A 17,408-nucleotide genomic window follows, 5' to 3' on the forward strand; every position below is an offset into this window, starting at 1 on the left:
CATTTGGCAAGCAAAAATGGGACTCCCGCTTGCGCGGGAGTGACGAAGACAGAGTCTTCGCATGAACCGCGTGTTCTATGGCTGGATCGTGGTGGCGGCGGCCTTTGCCGTGATGTTCGTCGGTTTCGGCGCCGCCTATTCCTTCCCGGCTTTCTTCGAACCGTTGCGGCGTGAATTCGACGCCAGCCGCGCCACCGTGTCGCTGGTGTTTTCGCTCGCCGCCTTCCTGTATTTCGCGCTCGGCGCCATCAGCGGCCCGCTGGCCGACCGGCTCGGGCCGCGCCCGGTGATCGGCTTCGGCCTGGCCGCGGTTGCCGCCGGCATGATCGCAGCCAGCTTCGCCGACAGCCTGCTGACGGTGCTGATCGCCTATTCCATCGGCATGGGTATTGGCGTCGGCTTCTCCTATGTGCCGGCCATCGCCACGGTGCAGCATTGGTTCGTCGCCAAGCGCGGCCAGGCCTCCGGCCTTGCCGTGATGGGCATCGGCTTAGGGACAGTGGTGATGCCGCCGGTGGCGGCTTTGCTGATCGACAGCCTGTCCTGGCGCCAGGCCTATCTGGTGCTCGGCATCGCCGCCGCCCTGCTCGGCGCCCTGGCGGTGGTGGCGTTGCGGCCCAACCCGGCCAGCATGGGCCTGCGCCCGGATGGCGCCGGTATGCTCCCCGGAGGCCCGGTCCCCACCCAGTCCAGCGGCCCGCCGCCCGGCCTGACCCTGGCCGAGGCGCTGCGCCACCGGCGGTTCTGGCTGCTGTATCTGGCTTTCGGGCTGAACTGCATCGGCACTTTCGTGCCCTTCGTGCATCTCGCCGCCTATGCCCAGGACCAGGGCCTATCGCGCGAACAGGGCGTCTGGCTGGTCGGGCTGATCGGCGCCGGCTCGATGCTGGGGCGCTTCCTGCTCGGCCCGGTGGCCGACCGGGTGGGGCGTGGCCCCGCCTTCGCCGCCGCCATGTTCGGTTCCGGCATCATGCTGGCCACCTGGCCACTGGCGAGCGACTTTATACCGCTGGCGCTGTTCGCGCTCGGCTTCGGCCTCTGCTATGGCGGCTTTGTCGCCCTCTCCCCGGCGGTGACCGTCGACCTGTTCGGCGCCCGCGCCGCCAGCGCGGTGATCGGCACCCTGTATACCAGTGTCGCCTTTTCAACCCTGGTGGGGCCGACCCTGGCCGGCGCCGCCTATGACCGCTTTGGCAGCTACCTCGCCCCGATCCTGGTCTGCGCCGCCACCTGCGTTATCGGCGCCGGCATCGTCATGCTGATGCCGCGCCAGCGCCTATACAATCCATAGGTTGTGGAATATAAACTTGCCCACGCGAGTTTCCTGGGGTATTCCGGCTCGTCATGCCAAGCCAATCGCGACAAATTGTGACCTGGCAGCTTTTGCAGACGGGGGAAATCCGGCGGCGCCTCACGGCCCGGCTGGGCTTCGGCACCCTGTTGCTGGCTGCGAGCCTGATCCTGGCGGTGCCACCGGCCCAAGCGCAGTCGCTGGCACAGACCGACCTGCCAACCATTCTCAGCCAGAGCGACAGCGACCGCTATGGCCGCATTTTCGAGTTGCAGGCCGACCTGCGCTTCGCCGAGGCCGACCGCGAACTGAAGCAGATCAAGGACCCGGTCCTGCGCGGCCACGCCCTGCACCAGCGCTACACCCATCCGACCGGGTATAACGCCGGCTATGGCGAACTGACCAACTGGCTGCGCGACTTCCGCGATCATCCCGGCGCCGAGGAAATCTATCGCCTGGCGCTGAAGAAGAAGGGCAAGAAGGACAAGGCACCGCCCAGCCCCACCGGCGTCGATACCGGCGAATTCCCCAACGATCCCGGCAGCGTCGCCACCACGCGCTCGCGCCCGATTCCGAAGGAACGCGACCCGGCCGCTGCGCATATGATTGCCAAGGCCGAGGCCGAACTCGGCCAGCTGTTGCGCAAGGACAAGGTCAGCCTGGCCGAAGCGCTGATCAACAAGCCGGAAATCCGCTCGCGCCTGTCCAATTCCGAATTCGACGACTGGCGCCGCCGCGTTGCCTGGAGCTGGTTCCTGAATGGCGACGATGCCAAGGCGCTGGCCCTGGCCGGCCCCGCCGCGCAGCGTTCGCGCGCCCGCGTGCCGGAAGCCGACTGGGTGGCCGGCATTGCCGCCTGGCGCATGGGCCGCTACGACAACGCCGCGCATCATTTCGAGAATCTCGCCTTCTCCCAGGTCGCCTCGAACTGGGACAAGGCCGCCGGTGCCTGGTGGGGCGCGCGCGTCATGCTGCGGCTGCGCCAGCCGGCGGAAGCCATGCGCCTGCTGCAAGTGGCGGCGACGCAGGAACGCACCTTCTATGGCCTGCTGGCACTGAACCAGCTGGGCCAGGAAATGCCCTTCTCCTGGGCGCCGGCACCGCTGGTGGCGGAAGATGCCGGCAAGCTGGCGCAGATGCCGGCGATCCGCCGCGCCCTGGCGCTGAACGAAATCGGTGAAGCCGTGCGTGCCGACCGCGAAATCGCCCGCGTGTTTTCGCAAGCCTCCGATCCGCTGGCCTTCGCCCTGCTCGGCCTCGCCGGCCGGCTGCAAACCCCGGCCTCGGCGATGAAGATCGGCCTGGCCTGGCGCAGCGTGAAGGGCGATGCCTACGACAATGCTATGTATCCGCTGCCGCCCTGGGAGCCGGAAGGGGGCTTCGCGCTCGACCGCGCGCTGATCTTCGCCTTCATGCGCCAGGAAAGCGCCTTCAATCCGCGTGCCTCCTCCACCGCTGGCGCGGCCGGCCTGATGCAGCTGATGCCGCGCACGGCGGGCTATGTCGCCGGCGACCATACGCTGCGGCTCAAGAACAGCCGCCACCGCCTGCTGGCGCCGGAATACAATATCGAACTCGGCCAGCGCTATTTGCAGCATCTGCTGGAAATGCCGATGATCCGGGGCAACCTGTTCTATCTTGCCGCCGCCTACAATGCCGGCCCGGGCAATCTGCAAAAGTGGCTGCGCGAAGGCCGCCAGGAAGACCCGCTGCTGTTCATCGAAAGCATCCCGCTTTCGGAAACACGCCTGTTCGTGCAGCGCGTGCTGACCAACCACTGGATTTACCGCGCCCGCATCGGCCAGCCGCATGACAGTCTTTCTTCCACCGTTACCGGTGATTGGCCGCTCTACCGCGCCCATGACCGCGCGTCCGACTCCGATCTGCGGACGGCGGAAAAGAAACCCTGACCCCCGGGTAGCGGCATGGCCATCGCGCTGAATGCCACCCTCGCCGAGCGCCGCCTCGCCCTGCAATGCCTGGTCGTGGTCTGCGTGCTGATGACGCTGGGCAGCTGCTACGGCCTGTTCGTTGCCGGGCCGGCCGGCCTGCTGTCGCCGTTTGAATGGCTCACCATCCCGCCGATGCTGCTCACCGGCCTGGTAATGCTGGGCCTGCTGCTGTGGCGCGGCACCATCTGGCTTGAACGCATCGCCTTCGGCCTCTCGATCTGGATTTCCATCTACATCGCCGGCAATGTCGCCAATGCGCTGTTCCTGACCAAGGATGGCGACAAGGTGTTCATCCATATGGGCTGGGCGATTCCGGTCTACCTGTTCATGTTCGCGGTGAATGAACGCAAGCGCGCGCTCTGGCTTTCCGGCCTCACCGCCGGCAGCATCCTGATCAGCGTCGGCACCTATCTGGCCGAACATGCCGCCGCCGGTTCGTCGCAGCTCGATGCCATGGTGAGCTGGAGCCTGGCGCAATTGGCGGCGCTGGCGCTGATTGCCGGCGTGTCGCATTTCCGCGAACTCTATGCCATCGAGAATGCCGCCGCCGCAGCCCTCGCCGATAGCAACAGCCGCATCTCGGCCCTGGCCGAGCGTTTGAGCGAAAGCGAAGCCCGCGCGCGGCGCCTGATCGACCTGGCCCCCGATGTACCCGGCCTGCTCGATGACACCGCCTGCGTGATCGAGATCGGGCCGAATTGCCGCGACATCTGGGGCATGGAGCGCGAGGCGATCATCGGCCGGCCATTGGCCTCGCTGTTCTCCGCCACCGACCAGCTTGTGGTGACCGCGCGGCTGGATGCGGCACGCGGCGGCGCGCCACGCCGCATGCAGCCCGGCCAGGTGCGCCATGCCAACGGCCAGGAGAAGCCGGTGCTGTGGTCGGTGATCTGGTCGCCGGTGGCGAGCCAGTATTACCTCTGGGCCCAACCGGCTGAGTAAAGCCTGGCCGGCTGAGTAAACCTCCGGTTCCTCACCAGAATTTAATTCGCCACCCTCTGGCCTTAACTGCCGCCGCCGCCCATATTTAGAGTCGTTCAAAAGCAAGGAGCGACGCATGGCATCCGCGGCCCAGGCGAAAAAGCTCGGCAAACTGCCGAACTGGAATCTCGACGACCTCTATCCGGGCCGTGACTCAAAGCCGTTCAACGCCGCCATGGCCAATGCCGCCAAGACCGCCGAGGCGCTGGAAAAGCGCGGCAAGGGCCGCATTGCCGCGATGGGCGGCGACGAACTCGCCGGGCTGATCCAGGATTATGAGAAACTTCAGGACACCATCGGGCGCATCTACGCCTATGGCTCGCTGAGCTATGCTGCCGACATGGCCGACCCGCAAGTGGCGCGCTTCTACCAGGATATCCAGGAGAAGCTGAACGCTGTCACCACCCGCCTGCTGTTCGTCGGCCTGGAACTGAACAAGCTGGATGACGCGGTGCTGGAGGCAAAATTCGCGCAGTCGAAGAAGCTGAAGCATTACAAGCCGTGGCTCGATGACCTGCGGCTCTACCGCCCGTATCAGCTTGCCGACGAGATCGAGCAGTTGCTGCATGAGAAGCGCGTTTCCGGTGCTGCTGCCTGGAACCGGCTGTTCGACGAGACCATGGCCGGCCTGCGCTTCAAGCTCGGCGCCGAAGAACTCACCGCCGAACAGACGCTGCATCTGCTGTCCGACACCGATCCGACTAAGCGCCGTCAGGCCGCCAAGGCGCTGGCCAAGGTGTTCAAGCAGAATATCCGCCTCTTTGCCCTGGTCACCAATACGCTGGTGAAGGACAAGGAGATCGAAGACCGCTGGCGCAAATATCCGCTCCCTGAGTCCTCGCGGCATCTGTCCAACTGCGTCGAGCCGGAAGTGGTGAATGCCCTGACCGACGCCGTGACCGCGAGCTATCCCGGCCTGTCGCATCGCTATTACGCGCTGAAGGCCAAATGGATGGGCAAGCGCCAGCTCGACTGGTGGGACCGCAACGCGCCACTGCCTGAGGACAAGGACCGCCTGATCCCCTGGGAGGAAGCGCGCGACATCGTGCTCGGCGCCTATGGCCGCTTCTCGCCGAAGCTGGCCGAACTCGGCAAGCGGTTCTTCGACAATAACTGGATCGACGCCCCGGCGCGGCCGGGCAAGGCATCGGGCGCCTTCGCGCATCCCACCGTGCCGAGCGCGCATCCCTATCTGCTGGTGAATTATCTCGGCCGCACCCGCGACGTGATGACCCTGGCGCATGAACTCGGCCATGGCGTGCACCAGTTGCTTGCCGCCGAACAAGGCCCGCTGATGGCCGATACGCCGTTGACGCTGGCCGAAACCGCCAGCGTTTTCGGCGAACAGCTTACCTTCCGCGCCCTGCTGGCGCAGGCCAAGCCGAAGCAGCGCAAGCTGATGCTGGCCTCCAAGGTGGAGGACATGCTGAACACCGTGGTGCGCCAGACCGCCTTCTACAAATTCGAGCAGCGCGTGCACAACGCGCGGCGCGAAGGCGAACTGACGCCGGATGCACTGGGCGATATCTGGCTCGGCGTGCAGCGCGAAAGCCTCGGCCCGGCGCTGAAATTCGATGCCGATTACAGCACCTTCTGGTGCTACATCCCGCATTTCGTCCATTCGCCCTTCTATGTCTACGCCTATGCCTTCGGCGATTGCCTGGTGAACGCGCTCTATGCCCGCTACCAGGATGCCGAGAAGGGTTTCCAGGACAAATACTTCGCCATGCTCAAGGCCGGCGGCAGCAAGCGCCACAAGGAATTGCTGGCGCCCTTCGGCCTCGATGCTTCCGATCCCGCCTTCTGGTCCAAGGGCCTGGGCGTGATTGGCGGCTTCATCGATGAGCTTGAAGCCCTTGGCTGAATCAAATGGCTGAGGAAGACACTGCCTTAGGCCGCGCCCGGCGCTATGCCCGGGTCGGCGCCTCGGTGGGCAGCCTGGCCGCCAAGCTGGGTGCTGAGCGCGTACTCGGCGTCAAGCTCGACCGCTCCAAGCATGCAGCCGATCTGCGTAACGCACTTGGCGGCCTTAAGGGGCCGCTGATGAAGGTGGCGCAGATCATGTCCACCATTCCCGATGCGCTGCCGAAAGAGTATGTGCAGGAGTTGACCCAACTTCAGGCCAATGCGCCGGCCATGGGCCCGGCTTTCGTGAAGCGCCGCATGGTTTCCGAACTCGGCCCCGACTGGCAGGCGAAATTCACCCGCTTCGATCTCCAGGCCGCCGCTGCCGCCTCGCTCGGCCAGGTGCATCGCGCGGCGACAAAGCAGCAGGGCGACCTGGCCGTGAAGCTGCAATACCCCGACATGGCTTCCGCCGTGGAAGCCGATCTGCGGCAGTTGAAGCTGATCTTCGCCATCTATGGCCGCATCGACCCGGCCATCGACACGCGCCATATCCATGCCGAGATCGCCGACCGGCTGCGCGAGGAACTGGATTACCAGCGCGAGGCCAGCCACATGCGGCTCTATTCAGCGATGCTGAAAGACGAACCGCAGGTGCATGTACCGGAAGTCGTGAAGCCCTTGAGCACCGGCCGGCTGCTGACCATGAACTGGCTGGAAGGCAAGCCACTACTGACCTACAAGGACGCGCCGCAGGAAACCCGCGACACCATCGCCTATAACCTGTTCCGCGCCTGGTATGTGCCGTTCTACCGCTGCGGCGTGATCCATGGCGATCCGCATCTGGGCAATTACACGGTGCGCGACGATCTCGGCATCAACCTGCTCGATTTCGGCTGCGTGCGCATCTTCCCCTCGCGTTTCGTCGGCGGCGTGATCGACCTCTACCGCGCCATCGCAACGCAGAACCGCGCCCTGGCAGTGCATGCCTACGAGACCTGGGGCTTCTCTGGCTTGAGCAACGAGGTGATCGACACGCTCAACCTCTGGGCCGAATTCGTCTACGCGCCGCTGCTGGAAGACCGCCCGCGTCGCATCCAGGAAATGGAAGAGAGCGGCGTCTATGGCCGCGAAGTGGCCGAGAAGGTGCATGCGGAACTGAAGAAGCTGGGCGGTGTGACGCCGCCGCGCGAATTCGTGTTCATGGACCGCGCCGCCATCGGCCTGGGCGGCGTGTTCCTGCACCTGAAGGCGGCGATCAACTGGCACCGCCTGTTCCACGACCTGATCGAAGGCTTCGACACCAAGGCGCTGGAAAAACGCCAGCAGGCGGCACTCAAAGCCGCCGGGCTGGAACCCCAGTAAGGCCCAAGCTTTCCGGTTGACGGCGGGCGTATCCGCGCGACAATCGCCCCATGATCGGCGGCATCTCCGCATATCAGCCGGCGGCCTATGCCCCGGCTGCTGCCTTCACGGCCCCGACCAATCCGGGCGGCGCTGCTGCCGCGCCTGCTGCCGCTGCTGTGAGTACGCAGCCAAGTTTCAGCAGCGGACGGCCCCTAGCATCAGGCGGCACCTTACTCGCCGCGCAGCAGGAAGCGCCCTCGGGCAGCAATGGCCAGGCGCAATCGGCGGACCAGCTATCTGAAGAACAGAAGGCCCAGGTGGCGAAGCTGAAGGCCATCGACGCCAAGGTGCGGGCGCATGAGCGGGCGCACGCCGCCGTGGGCGGGCAATATGCCGGCGCGCCGTCCTACAGCTACACGCGCGGCCCCGATGGCCAGATGTATGCCACCAGCGGCGAAGTGAGCATCGACATTTCCGCCGAGAACGACCCGGAAGCGACGTTGCAGAAGGCGGCCCAGGTGGCAGCCGCCGCCCTCGCCCCGGCCGACCCATCGGGTGCCGACCGCGCCGTGGCCGCCGCCGCCCAGGCTTTGCGGCTGGAAGCCCTGGCGCAGATCCGCGCCGAGAAAAAAGCCGAGCAGGAAGCCCAGCAGGCACCCCCGGCCGGCGAATCACCTTCAGGCCGTGCCTCCGCCGCCTATGCCGCCCTGAACGGCCTGTTCGCCCAGGCGGCCCAGCGAGGCGGCGGCGCCCTGATCAACGCCTCGGCCTAAGTCCTCCCGCACCCGCGAAGGGTTGTGGAACGGGGGGGTAAAAGCGTAATATCCGGGCGGAAAACGGCCCGCCCCAATGCTGGCCATCAACACCGCTCGCAGCAACACTAGAGGGAAGCACGCCGATGGCCGAGGAACACAAGCTTGGCACCATGGATATCAGCCAGCATAAGGCCGCCTATGGCGGCTTCATGAAGGTCACCACATGGTCCTGCATCGCCATCGCCATCACGCTGGCGCTGATGGCAAAATTCCTGGTGCACTAAGGTTTCCGAACAGCGGCGCCCCAGGGCGCCGTTGTCTTATCCAAGGTCATTTCGTTCGTACAAAGTCGATCGCGCCGGGCAGCCTGCGCGTTCAGGGAGCGATAAGCTATGAAGATAGCGATTCCGAAGGAGCGCCGTCCGGGTGAACGGCGCGCCGCCGCCTCGCCGGACACGGTGAAGAAGTTTGCCCAGCTCGGCGCCGAGGTGGTGGTGGAAACCGGCACCGGCGCCGGCGCCGATATCCCCGACAGCCACTTCGCCGAAGCCGGCGCCAAGATCGCGCCCGACGCCAAGAGCGCGCTCGGCGATGCCGACATGGTGCTGAAGGTGCAGCGGCCGATGACAGCCGCAGAGGGCAATGACGAACTGGCGCTGATGAAGAAAGGCGCCATCCTGGTCGCCGGCCTGGGCGCCTTGCAGCAGCGCGAGCAGGTGAAAGCCTATGCCGCCGCCGGCATCGACGCCTATGCCATGGAGCTGATGCCGCGCATCACCCGCGCGCAGTCGATGGACATCCTGTCCTCGCAATCCAATCTCGCCGGCTACAAGTCGGTGCTGGATGCGGCCGCCGTGTTCGGCCGCGCCTTCCCAATGATGATGACCTCGGCTGGCACCATCGCGCCGGCCCGCGTCTTCATCATGGGCGTCGGCGTTGCCGGCTTGCAGGCGATTGCCACCGCCAAGCGCCTCGGCGCCGTGGTCTCGGCGACCGACGTGCGCCCGGCGACCAAGGAGCAGGTGGAATCGCTCGGCGGCAAGTTCGTCTGGGTCGATGACGAGGAAGCCCGCGCTTCGCAGACCTCCGGCGGCTATGCCAAGGAGATGTCGGCGGAATACAAGGCCAAGCAGGCCGCCCTGATCGCCGAGACGGTGAAGAAGCAGGATATCATCATCACCACGGCGCTGATCCCCGGCCGCCCGGCCCCCGTGCTGGTGACCGAGGAGATGGTCAAGAGCATGAAGCCCGGCTCGGTGATCATCGATCTGGCGGTGGAAGCCGGCGGCAATTGCCCGCTGTCGAAGCCGGACCAGATCGTCGATGTCGGCGGCGTCAAGATCGTCGGCCACACCAACTATCCCAGCCGCGTGCCGGTGGATGCCTCCAACCTGTTCTCGAAGAATCTGTGGAATTTCCTCTCGCCCCATTGGGACAAGGAAAGCAAGAGCTTCAAGTTCAAGGCCGATGATGAAACCGTGACCGGCACCTGCGTCACCCGCGACGGCGCCGTGGTACATGCCATGCTGAAAGAGGGGAACTGATCATGGGTGAGATATATTCCTTCTTCTCGCTGCTCACGATCTTCGCGCTGGCCTGCTTCGTCGGCTATTACGTGGTGTGGAGCGTTACGCCCGCCCTGCACACGCCGCTGATGAGCGTCACCAACGCCATCTCGTCGGTGATCATCGTCGGCGCGCTGATCGCCGCCGGCGCCTCGGCGGTGTTCGATGCCTCCAAGGTTTTCGGCCTGCTCGCCATCGCGCTCGCGGCGGTGAACATCTTCGGCGGCTTCCTTGTCACCCAGCGCATGCTGGCGATGTACAAGAAAAAAGACGCCCCGGCGAAGAAGCATTAAGGGGCCATAGATCATGTCCATTCAGCTCACTGCCCTGCTCTATCTCGTCAGCTCCGTGCTGTTCATCCTCGCCCTGCGCGGGCTTTCCAGCCCAGAGACCAGCCGCCAGGGCAACACCTTCGGCATGGTCGGCATGGCGATTGCCGTGCTCACCACGATTGCCAATCTCGGCGACCTCTCCGGTTCCATCGCCTGGGTGATCCTGGCGCTGGTGATCGGCGGCGGCGTCGGCACCGTGCTGGCGCGGCGCATCAAGATGACCGACATGCCGCAGCTTGTCGCCGCCATGCACAGCCTCGTCGGCCTCGCCGCCGTGCTGGTGGCCGCGGCCGCCTTCTACAATCCGGCACCCTACGGCATCCTCAATGCCGCCGGCGTGATCTCGGTGGCCGCGCGTATCGAGATGAGCCTCGGCGTGGTGATCGGCATCATCACCTTCTCCGGCTCGCTGGTGGCGTTTGCCAAGCTGCAGGGCCTGGTCTCGGGCAGCCCGGTGATCTTCAAGGGCCAGCACATGCTGAACGCCCTGATCGGCCTGGTGATCCTCGGCCTGATCGTCGCCTTCTGCATGAACCCGAGCCGGGAATTGTTCTGGGCCGTCACGCTGCTGGCGCTGATCGTCGGCTTCACCATCATCATCCCGATCGGCGGCGCCGACATGCCCGTGGTCGTGTCGATGCTGAACAGCTATTCCGGCTGGGCGGCGGCCGGCATCGGCTTCACCTTGCAGAACCCGGCACTGATCGTTACCGGCGCGCTGGTCGGCTCGTCGGGCGCGATCCTGTCCTACATCATGTGCAAGGGCATGAACCGCTCGCTGTTCAACGTCATTCTCGGCGGCTTCGGCGGCGATGCCGCGGCAGCCACCGGCGGCGGCGGCAAGGTGGAGAAGCCCTACAAGAAGGGTTCGGCCGACGATGCCGCCTTCATCATGAAGAATGCCGGCAAGGTCATCATCGTGCCGGGCTATGGCATGGCGGTCAGCCAGGCGCAGCATGCCTTGCGCGAAATGGGCGACAAGCTGAAGGAGGAAGGCGTGGAAGTGAAATACGCCATCCATCCGGTGGCGGGCCGCATGCCGGGCCATATGAACGTGCTGCTGGCGGAAGCCAACGTGCCGTATGACGAGGTGTTCGAGCTGGAGGAGATCAACTCCGAATTCCAGACCGCCGATGTCGCCTTCGTCATCGGCGCCAACGACGTGACCAACCCCGCCGCGCGCGACGACCCGAAAAGCCCGATCTACGGCATGCCGATCCTCGATGTCGACAAGGCCAAGACCGTGCTGTTCGTGAAGCGCTCGATGGCGAGCGGCTATGCCGGCATCGACAACGACCTGTTCTACAAGGACAACACGATGATGCTGCTCGCCGACGCCAAAAAGATGGTGGAAGATATTGTTAAAGGTCTTTAAGTCCGCAACGCGGACTTAAAGACCGATAGGCTCTAAGCGCGCAGCGCCGAAGGCGATGTGGGCGCAGAGGCCCGAAGGGCAAGAGAGCGCAGGTCTCCTGTGGAGACCTGATCGCGAACAGTGAATCTCTTTTTGAGAAAACTGAAGGGCTCGGGTTATCCCCGAGTCCTTCAGTTTAAACCACAAGATCAAAGGCTGAAGGCTCTAGAAGCAGCTCCAAAGACGACGGGGGCAAACTATGTTTTCAACTAAAAATGCTGTATCTAAATCGGAAATTGCGATATAATTTTCCAACTTATAATTTGAATTTTAGTGGAACATGGCTGTAGCCCGCCGCGCCCCTGAAATAGTTGACGCCATCAACCGAGCGATAGGAATTTCGCTTTCGGATCATGAGGAGCGGCGACGCCTAATTTTTCTTCTCGGTAGTTTTAGGAAGAAATTCGAAGCGGATATGCGTATTGCTATCGTACTTTCGAAATTGTACGCCGATAATAATGATTACGATAACGCAGAAAGCCTTATTCGAGCCGTTAATAAAACAATGCTTTCGGGCGATTTTCCATCACTTGGAAATTTTGCCACACAATCAAAGCGGCTCGGTCGCCTCGAAGACACGCGTTGGGCATTAAATATGATGCTTGATGGCTTCAAGGAAGTAGCTTTGAGTAAAGAGTTAATTGCTATGGCGGTTAGCACAGGCGACATAGAAGCACTTGAACACTCCACTCGCCTCAATAGCAGTCTCGCTAAAGACGCACAGCAATATCTTAAAATTATCGATCAGGGAAAAATCAGAGATGTTTTCCCGCGACATCAGCAGTGCATTGCACAATTGATCGGTCGTCGCGTGACAATGCGCAGTGCGGTTGCGATCCTGGAAGATCCAGATGATCCAAATATGGGGGCCGTTATCAATATTGAGTATCGGTTATTGGAGAATTTCTCAGTCCGTCGCGTTATTCAGAAAAATATTAACAAAAACTTGAGTGAAATATACATCAGCCATGGACTTGAACCGGCTCAGTGGCTGGGCGTGCTACATAATTCCATCGCAACATTATCAATTGATGAGGACGTTGCGTGAGCGTCTCTCCTTTAGAGATATTAGCCGACGCACAAACTTTGCGCGTTAACTTAGTCTCTTCTGAAGCCCGACGTCGTTCGATACTCTCTCGAACTTATTATGCAGCGTTTCATCAAGCGATTTCTATTGCGGGCGAGAATGGCTTTCGCCGTGAAAAAAATGGTGAGGGAATACACCAGCAATTGATTGGATTTCTGCGACGGCAAACAAAATCGAGCTTACGGCAATTAGGTTGCGACTTGGACTCGCTTTATACCAAGCGAATTCAAGCAGATTACTACCTGAATATCACTATTGAAAAACATGATGCGGAAGATAGCTTGCTGGTTGCTCAGGAAGTCCTTGCCGCAGCGGATGATTAACTTCATCCGACGAATTACCTTTGGGTAGCATCGGCAATCTCAACTTATTGCTAGCTCTGCAGTTCTGCTTGCCAAATGAATCGCAACCAAGCCGACTACAGCATTATTCGCACCTCAATCGCCGCGCAGGTCATCACCAGGCCCTGATCGGTCATTTGCAGCACGCCGGATTTCGTCAGGTCGCCGACATCGGCATGAACGCCCTTGTAATCGCGCTTCAGGCCACGCGCCAGATCGGCGATGGATTTCGGGCGGGTGCGGCGCACGGCGCGGATCAGTTCCATGCGCTTCGGCGTCATCAGCCGTACCATCTGTTCCCAATCGACAAACGAGAGCACGGCTTCATCGAATACTTCGCCGCGCTCGGCGCGTTTCCAGGCGGCGCCGAAATCATCCAGCGCCTCGCACAGGCTGACATTGGCGCGGATTTTCAACGCCGGCTTGGCCTGCCGCACTGCCTGTTTCTGCTTCAATGCCTTGGTCATCGTCCACCTAGTGCCTGCATCAGAATAGCACTGCCCCCCTACCTCAAAAACACCAGCTCCCCGAGCAGCCATGTGCTCTGTCCGTCGGGCGCCAGGATCGGCAGGTGGAGTGAGTCGAAGGGCAGGTAATCCTTGCCGGCCCAGAGCACGTTGCCGCCGGCGCGCAGGATCACATGCTTGCGCACCACGATCTGGTAGGCGTTGATCACCGTGGCGGCATCCTCGCTTGAGAAGCCCCAGAAGAGTTCACTCACCTTCGAGCCGGTGAATTCATGGCCGTGCATGGCGGTGAGTTCGGCGCCGATCAGGCGGTAGCGGAAATCGCTGCCGCCTTCTATCGGCTCGACGATGAACAGGCTGCCGAGATGCTCTTTGAGTTCAGTCGGGTCGATATCCTGGCGCCGGGGGATGCCGCCCGCTGCCGGGCAACGCGCAAGCCAGTAATCGCGCAGCGCACGGAGGCGCGGCGCGTCATCCAGCGCCGGATTCAATTCGGCGTGGAGGCGGCTTCTGGCTTTGGTCATCGCGTCGGTCCCACCCTGGCGCATGGCCTGATACTACGCGCCAGTATACGGCGCCCGGCGGCGCGAATACCACCCTGCCCTGTCTGGCGGCGCTTCCTTGCCTGCATTAAATCGCCGATCATGCCTGCAATGATCAGGCGATAAACGGGAGGGAAACCATGGCTGCATCCGGCTTTGCAGGCGCGCTCGATTTCAGCGGCAGGATTGTACTCGTCACCGGCGGCTCGGATGGCATCGGCCATGGCGTGGCGCGCGCCTTCGTAAGCCAAGGCGCCCGCGTGAGCGTAACCGGCACGCGCGAGGCAGCCAGCTATGGCCATGATTTCGCCGGGCTGGATTTCATTCAGCTAGACGTGTCCGATCCGGCATCCGTGGCGGCCCTGGCGCCGCGCTTCCCCGAACTGGATGTGCTGGTGAATTGCGTCGGCACGGTGCTCTACAAGGGCCAGGAATTCGAGCGCGCCGGCTTTGCCCGGGTGGTGGATATCAACCTCACCGGGGTGATGGATGTGTGCGCCACCTTGCAGCCGGCTTTGGCTGTGCGCGGTGGCGCCATCGTCAATCTCGATTCCGTGGTGGCCGAGCAGGCGGCGCGCAACAACCCGGCCTATTCCGCCAGCAAGATCGGGCTGAAGCATCTGAACAAGGTGCTGGCGATCAAATGGGGCAAGCAGGGCATCCGGGTGAACGGCGTCGGCCCCGGCTTCGTGCCGACCAAGCTGACCGCCAACCAGGCCGGCAACGAGGCAGCCGTGGCCGCGCGCCTGCCGCTGGGCCGCATCGGCACGCCCGAGGATATCGCCGGCGCGGTGCTGTTCCTGGCCTCGCCGCTGGCCGGCTATGTCACCGGGCAGTCGATCCTGGTGGATGGCGGGATGACGCTGCTCGGGGCGCTGTAGGCTGGGCGATTGACTGTTCGCATAATGTTCTTTATAGTGTTTGGCCGTAAACAGCGGAAAACGGCGTTGTGACAAAATCGCGCGAGTGTCCGGGAACAAACGGGAAGGTTTGGGAAGCAAACTGAAAAAATGGGATACCGGCTTTCGCCGGTATGACAAGGAATATGAAGAAGGTCGTCATGCCCGCGCAGGCGGGCATCCCATTTTTGTAAAGCCCATTTTTGTAAATCCCATTTTGGTAAAGCCGTTTTACCCCTCCGCCGCGGCTTCCCGCTCCGGCCCCGGCCTGCCTAGACTGGCGGCCAAGGGAGAAACGCATGGCTGAAGATTTCGAGGATGGCGGCACATTCGACTATGTGATCGTCGGCGGCGGCACGGCTGGGTCGCTGCTGGCCAATCGCCTGTCTGCCGATCCCGCGCGCCGCGTGCTGGTGCTGGAAGCCGGCGGCGACGACAACTGGATCTGGTTCCATATCCCCATCGGCTATCTGTTCGCCATCGGCAATCCGCGTTCCGACTGGTGCTTCAAGACCGAAAGCGTGCCGGGCCTGAATGGCCGGTCCATCGGCTATGCGCGCGGCAAGGTGCTGGGCGGCTGCACCGCCATCAACGCCATGGTCTACATGCGCGGCCAGGCCGCCGATTACGATGCCTGGCGCCAGCTTGGCCTCACCGGCTGGGGCTGGGATGATGTGCTGCCGTATTTCCTCAAGCATGAGAATCATTTTTCTGCCACCGCTTCCTCTGAAGGCACCGCGCCCTTGCACAAAAGCGGCGGCGAATGGCGCGTGGAGCAGCCGCGCGTGCGCTGGGATATCCTGGATGCCGTGGGCCGCGCCGGGGCCGAGATCGGCATCCCGCCGGTGGCGGATTTCAATGGCGGCGACAATGAGGGCGCGGGCTATTTCCAGGTCAACCAGCATAAGGGCCGGCGCTGGTCGGCAGCCACCGGCTTCCTGAAACCCGTGATGCAGCGGCAAAATCTCACCGTGCGCTTGCAGGCCCATGCCGAACGCATCGAAATGGATGGCGGCCGCCGCGCCACCGGGCTGATCTACACCCAGAATGGCCGCCGCTACCGCGTGCGCGCGGCGCGCGAAGTGCTGCTCACCGCCGGCGCCATCGCCTCGCCGCAGCTGTTGCAGCTATCGGGCATCGGCCCGGGTGCGCTGTTGCAGCAGCATGGCATACCGGTGGCGCATGACTCACCCGGCGTGGGCGAGAATTTGCAGGATCACCTGCAGGTGCGGCTGATCTACAAGGTGAAGAATGTCACCACCATCAACCAGCTCGATCAGTCGCTGTTCGCCAAGGCCAAGATGGCGCTGGATTACGCGCTGTTCCGGCGCGGCGCGCTGACCATGGCGCCATCGCAATTCGGCATGTTCACGCGCTCCAGCCCGGAACATGCCACGGCCAATGTGGAGTATCACATCCAGCCGCTGTCACTGGATAAGTTCGGTGATCCGCTGCACAAGTTTCCAGCCTTCACCGCCAGCATCTGCAATCTGCGCCCCACCTCGCGCGGCCATGTGCGGATCAAGAGCCGCGATGCTTTCTCAGCCCCGGCGATCCAGCCGAATTATCTCTCCACGCCCGAAGACCAGCGCGTGGCGGTGGACAGCATCAAGCTGACCCGGCGGCTGGCGCAGGCCAAGGCACTGGCGCCCTATGAGCCGGAGGAATACCTGCCCGGTCCTGGTATCGCCAGCGAAGCCGATATGGTGAAGGCGGCGGGCGATCTCGGCGCCACCATCTTCCATCCAGTAGCAACGGCGAAGATGGGGCCGGATCACGACCGCATGGCGGTGCTGGATGGCGAATTGCGGGTGCGCGGCATCGAAGGCTTGCGCGTGGTGGATGCCTCGGCAATGCCGCTGATCACCTCGGGCAACACCGCCTCGCCCACCCTGATGATCGCCGAGAAGGCGGCCGAGAGCATCATCCGCGACGCGCGGGGGTGATGCCTTCAGAGAATCCGCTCAGCTCAAACCAGCGGCGCGCTTCACGCCATCGGTGATCAGCTTGGCGGCTTCTTCCGGGCCGACCCACTGGGTGTTCTTGACGAACTTGCCCTTCTCCAGATCCTTGTAGTGGCTGAAGAAGTGTTCGATCTGGGTCAGCAGGCTGGCCGGCAGGTCTTCGTAGGTGCGCACATCGGTGTAGAACGGGTGCAGCTTGTCCACCGGCACGGCGATGATCTTCTCGTCGCCGCCGGCTTCGTCTTCCATCAGCAGCGCACCGATCGGGCGCGAGCGGATCACCGCACCGGCCACCACCGGGATATGGCTCACCACCAGGATGTCGCAGGGATCGCCATCGCCCGACAGCGTGTGCGGGATGAAGCCGTAATTCGCCGGGTAGAACATCGCGGTGTGGATGAAGCGGTCGACGAACAGGGCGCCGGAATCCTTGTCCAGCTCGTATTTCACCGGCACGCCGCCGGCCGGGATTTCGATCACGGCGTTGACGTCGTGCGGCGGGTTCTTCCCCACCGGAATACGGGCGATATCCATGGCTGGCTCCGGATGCTGCGATGCGGCAAGTTTCTACTGCGGCGCAGCATAAGCCGCAATATCCGGCGCTTTGAAAATATACGGATTCCCTT

16 protein-coding genes and 1 pseudogene are annotated in these 17,408 nt (G+C 63.1%); 14 read left to right on the forward strand and 3 right to left on the reverse strand.

What is annotated here, in order from left to right:
• Nucleotides 1–61 precede the first annotated feature (61 nt).
• From ACQY7X_RS21985 to ACQY7X_RS22040, 12 genes and pseudogenes are all read left to right on the forward strand, one after another.
• Complete coding sequence (locus tag ACQY7X_RS21985) at nt 62–1,291, forward strand: MFS transporter (RefSeq protein WP_428247630.1); 1,230 nt, start codon at nt 62–64, stop codon at nt 1,289–1,291.
• A 77-nt stretch (nt 1,292–1,368) separates the two neighbouring features.
• Nucleotides 1,369–3,201 carry a lytic transglycosylase domain-containing protein gene (locus ACQY7X_RS21990; RefSeq protein WP_428247631.1) on the forward strand — a complete coding sequence of 611 codons (1,833 nt, stop codon included), beginning with the start codon at nt 1,369–1,371 and terminating at the stop codon, nt 3,199–3,201.
• A 15-nt stretch (nt 3,202–3,216) separates the two neighbouring features.
• Nucleotides 3,217–4,185 (forward strand): PAS domain S-box protein, encoded by a 969-nt coding sequence (locus tag ACQY7X_RS21995; RefSeq protein WP_428247632.1) that lies wholly within the window; start codon nt 3,217–3,219, stop codon nt 4,183–4,185.
• Nucleotides 4,186–4,300: 115 nt separating this feature from the next.
• The gene (locus ACQY7X_RS22000; protein ID WP_428247633.1) at nt 4,301–6,088 is read left to right on the forward strand and encodes a M3 family oligoendopeptidase; all 1,788 of its coding nucleotides are present in this window, start codon (nt 4,301–4,303) and stop codon (nt 6,086–6,088) included.
• Nucleotides 6,089–6,093: 5 nt separating this feature from the next.
• The gene (locus ACQY7X_RS22005; protein WP_428247634.1) at nt 6,094–7,434 is read left to right on the forward strand and encodes an ABC1 kinase family protein; all 1,341 of its coding nucleotides are present in this window, start codon (nt 6,094–6,096) and stop codon (nt 7,432–7,434) included.
• A gap of 50 nt (nt 7,435–7,484) precedes the next feature.
• Entirely contained in the window at nt 7,485–8,189 is a 705-nt protein-coding gene (locus ACQY7X_RS22010; RefSeq protein WP_428247635.1) for a putative metalloprotease CJM1_0395 family protein, read from the forward strand.
• A gap of 125 nt (nt 8,190–8,314) precedes the next feature.
• A complete protein-coding gene (locus ACQY7X_RS22015) occupies nt 8,315–8,455 on the forward strand; it encodes an aa3-type cytochrome c oxidase subunit IV (RefSeq protein WP_428247636.1) in 141 nt (46 codons plus the stop codon).
• Between the two features lie 108 nt (nt 8,456–8,563).
• Complete coding sequence (locus tag ACQY7X_RS22020; protein WP_428247637.1) at nt 8,564–9,715, forward strand: Re/Si-specific NAD(P)(+) transhydrogenase subunit alpha; 1,152 nt, start codon at nt 8,564–8,566, stop codon at nt 9,713–9,715.
• Nucleotides 9,716–9,735: 20 nt separating this feature from the next.
• Nucleotides 9,736–10,029, forward strand: a pseudogene (locus tag ACQY7X_RS22025) (NAD(P) transhydrogenase subunit alpha); the annotation flags it as partial.
• Nucleotides 10,030–10,042: 13 nt separating this feature from the next.
• Nucleotides 10,043–11,443, forward strand: a complete 1,401-nt coding sequence (locus ACQY7X_RS22030) for an NAD(P)(+) transhydrogenase (Re/Si-specific) subunit beta (protein ID WP_428247638.1) — start codon at nt 10,043–10,045, stop codon at nt 11,441–11,443.
• A 319-nt stretch (nt 11,444–11,762) separates the two neighbouring features.
• Entirely contained in the window at nt 11,763–12,530 is a 768-nt protein-coding gene (locus ACQY7X_RS22035) for a hypothetical protein (protein WP_428247639.1), read from the forward strand.
• Nucleotides 12,527–12,892, forward strand: a complete 366-nt coding sequence (locus tag ACQY7X_RS22040; protein ID WP_428247640.1) for a HEPN domain-containing protein — start codon at nt 12,527–12,529, stop codon at nt 12,890–12,892. The genes ACQY7X_RS22035 and ACQY7X_RS22040 overlap by 4 nt, the downstream gene beginning before the upstream one ends.
• A gap of 95 nt (nt 12,893–12,987) precedes the next feature.
• Here ACQY7X_RS22040 and ACQY7X_RS22045 read toward each other — a convergent pair whose 3' ends face one another.
• Nucleotides 12,988–13,377 carry a hypothetical protein gene (locus ACQY7X_RS22045; protein ID WP_428247641.1) on the reverse strand — a complete coding sequence of 130 codons (390 nt, stop codon included), beginning with the start codon at nt 13,375–13,377 and terminating at the stop codon, nt 12,988–12,990.
• A 38-nt stretch (nt 13,378–13,415) separates the two neighbouring features.
• Nucleotides 13,416–13,901: a PAS domain-containing protein gene (locus ACQY7X_RS22050; RefSeq protein ID WP_428247642.1), complete on the reverse strand. Its 486-nt coding sequence runs from the start codon at nt 13,899–13,901 to the stop codon at nt 13,416–13,418.
• A gap of 158 nt (nt 13,902–14,059) precedes the next feature.
• On the opposite strand from ACQY7X_RS22050, the gene ACQY7X_RS22055 reads away from it, so the two are divergent.
• Together ACQY7X_RS22055 and ACQY7X_RS22060 are read left to right on the forward strand one after the other, a co-directional pair.
• Nucleotides 14,060–14,800, forward strand: coding sequence for an SDR family NAD(P)-dependent oxidoreductase (locus ACQY7X_RS22055; RefSeq protein WP_428247643.1), 741 nt, complete (start codon nt 14,060–14,062; stop codon nt 14,798–14,800).
• A gap of 317 nt (nt 14,801–15,117) precedes the next feature.
• Nucleotides 15,118–16,764: a GMC family oxidoreductase gene (locus ACQY7X_RS22060; protein WP_428247644.1), complete on the forward strand. Its 1,647-nt coding sequence runs from the start codon at nt 15,118–15,120 to the stop codon at nt 16,762–16,764.
• A gap of 18 nt (nt 16,765–16,782) precedes the next feature.
• Here ACQY7X_RS22060 and ppa read toward each other — a convergent pair whose 3' ends face one another.
• Entirely contained in the window at nt 16,783–17,316 is a 534-nt protein-coding gene (gene ppa / locus ACQY7X_RS22065) for an inorganic diphosphatase (RefSeq protein ID WP_341980552.1), read from the reverse strand.
• Nucleotides 17,317–17,408: the final 92 nt, after the last annotated feature.

It is taken from the genome of Ferrovibrio sp. (assembly GCF_965278975.1).
Classification (GTDB): domain Bacteria; phylum Pseudomonadota; class Alphaproteobacteria; order Ferrovibrionales; family Ferrovibrionaceae; genus Ferrovibrio.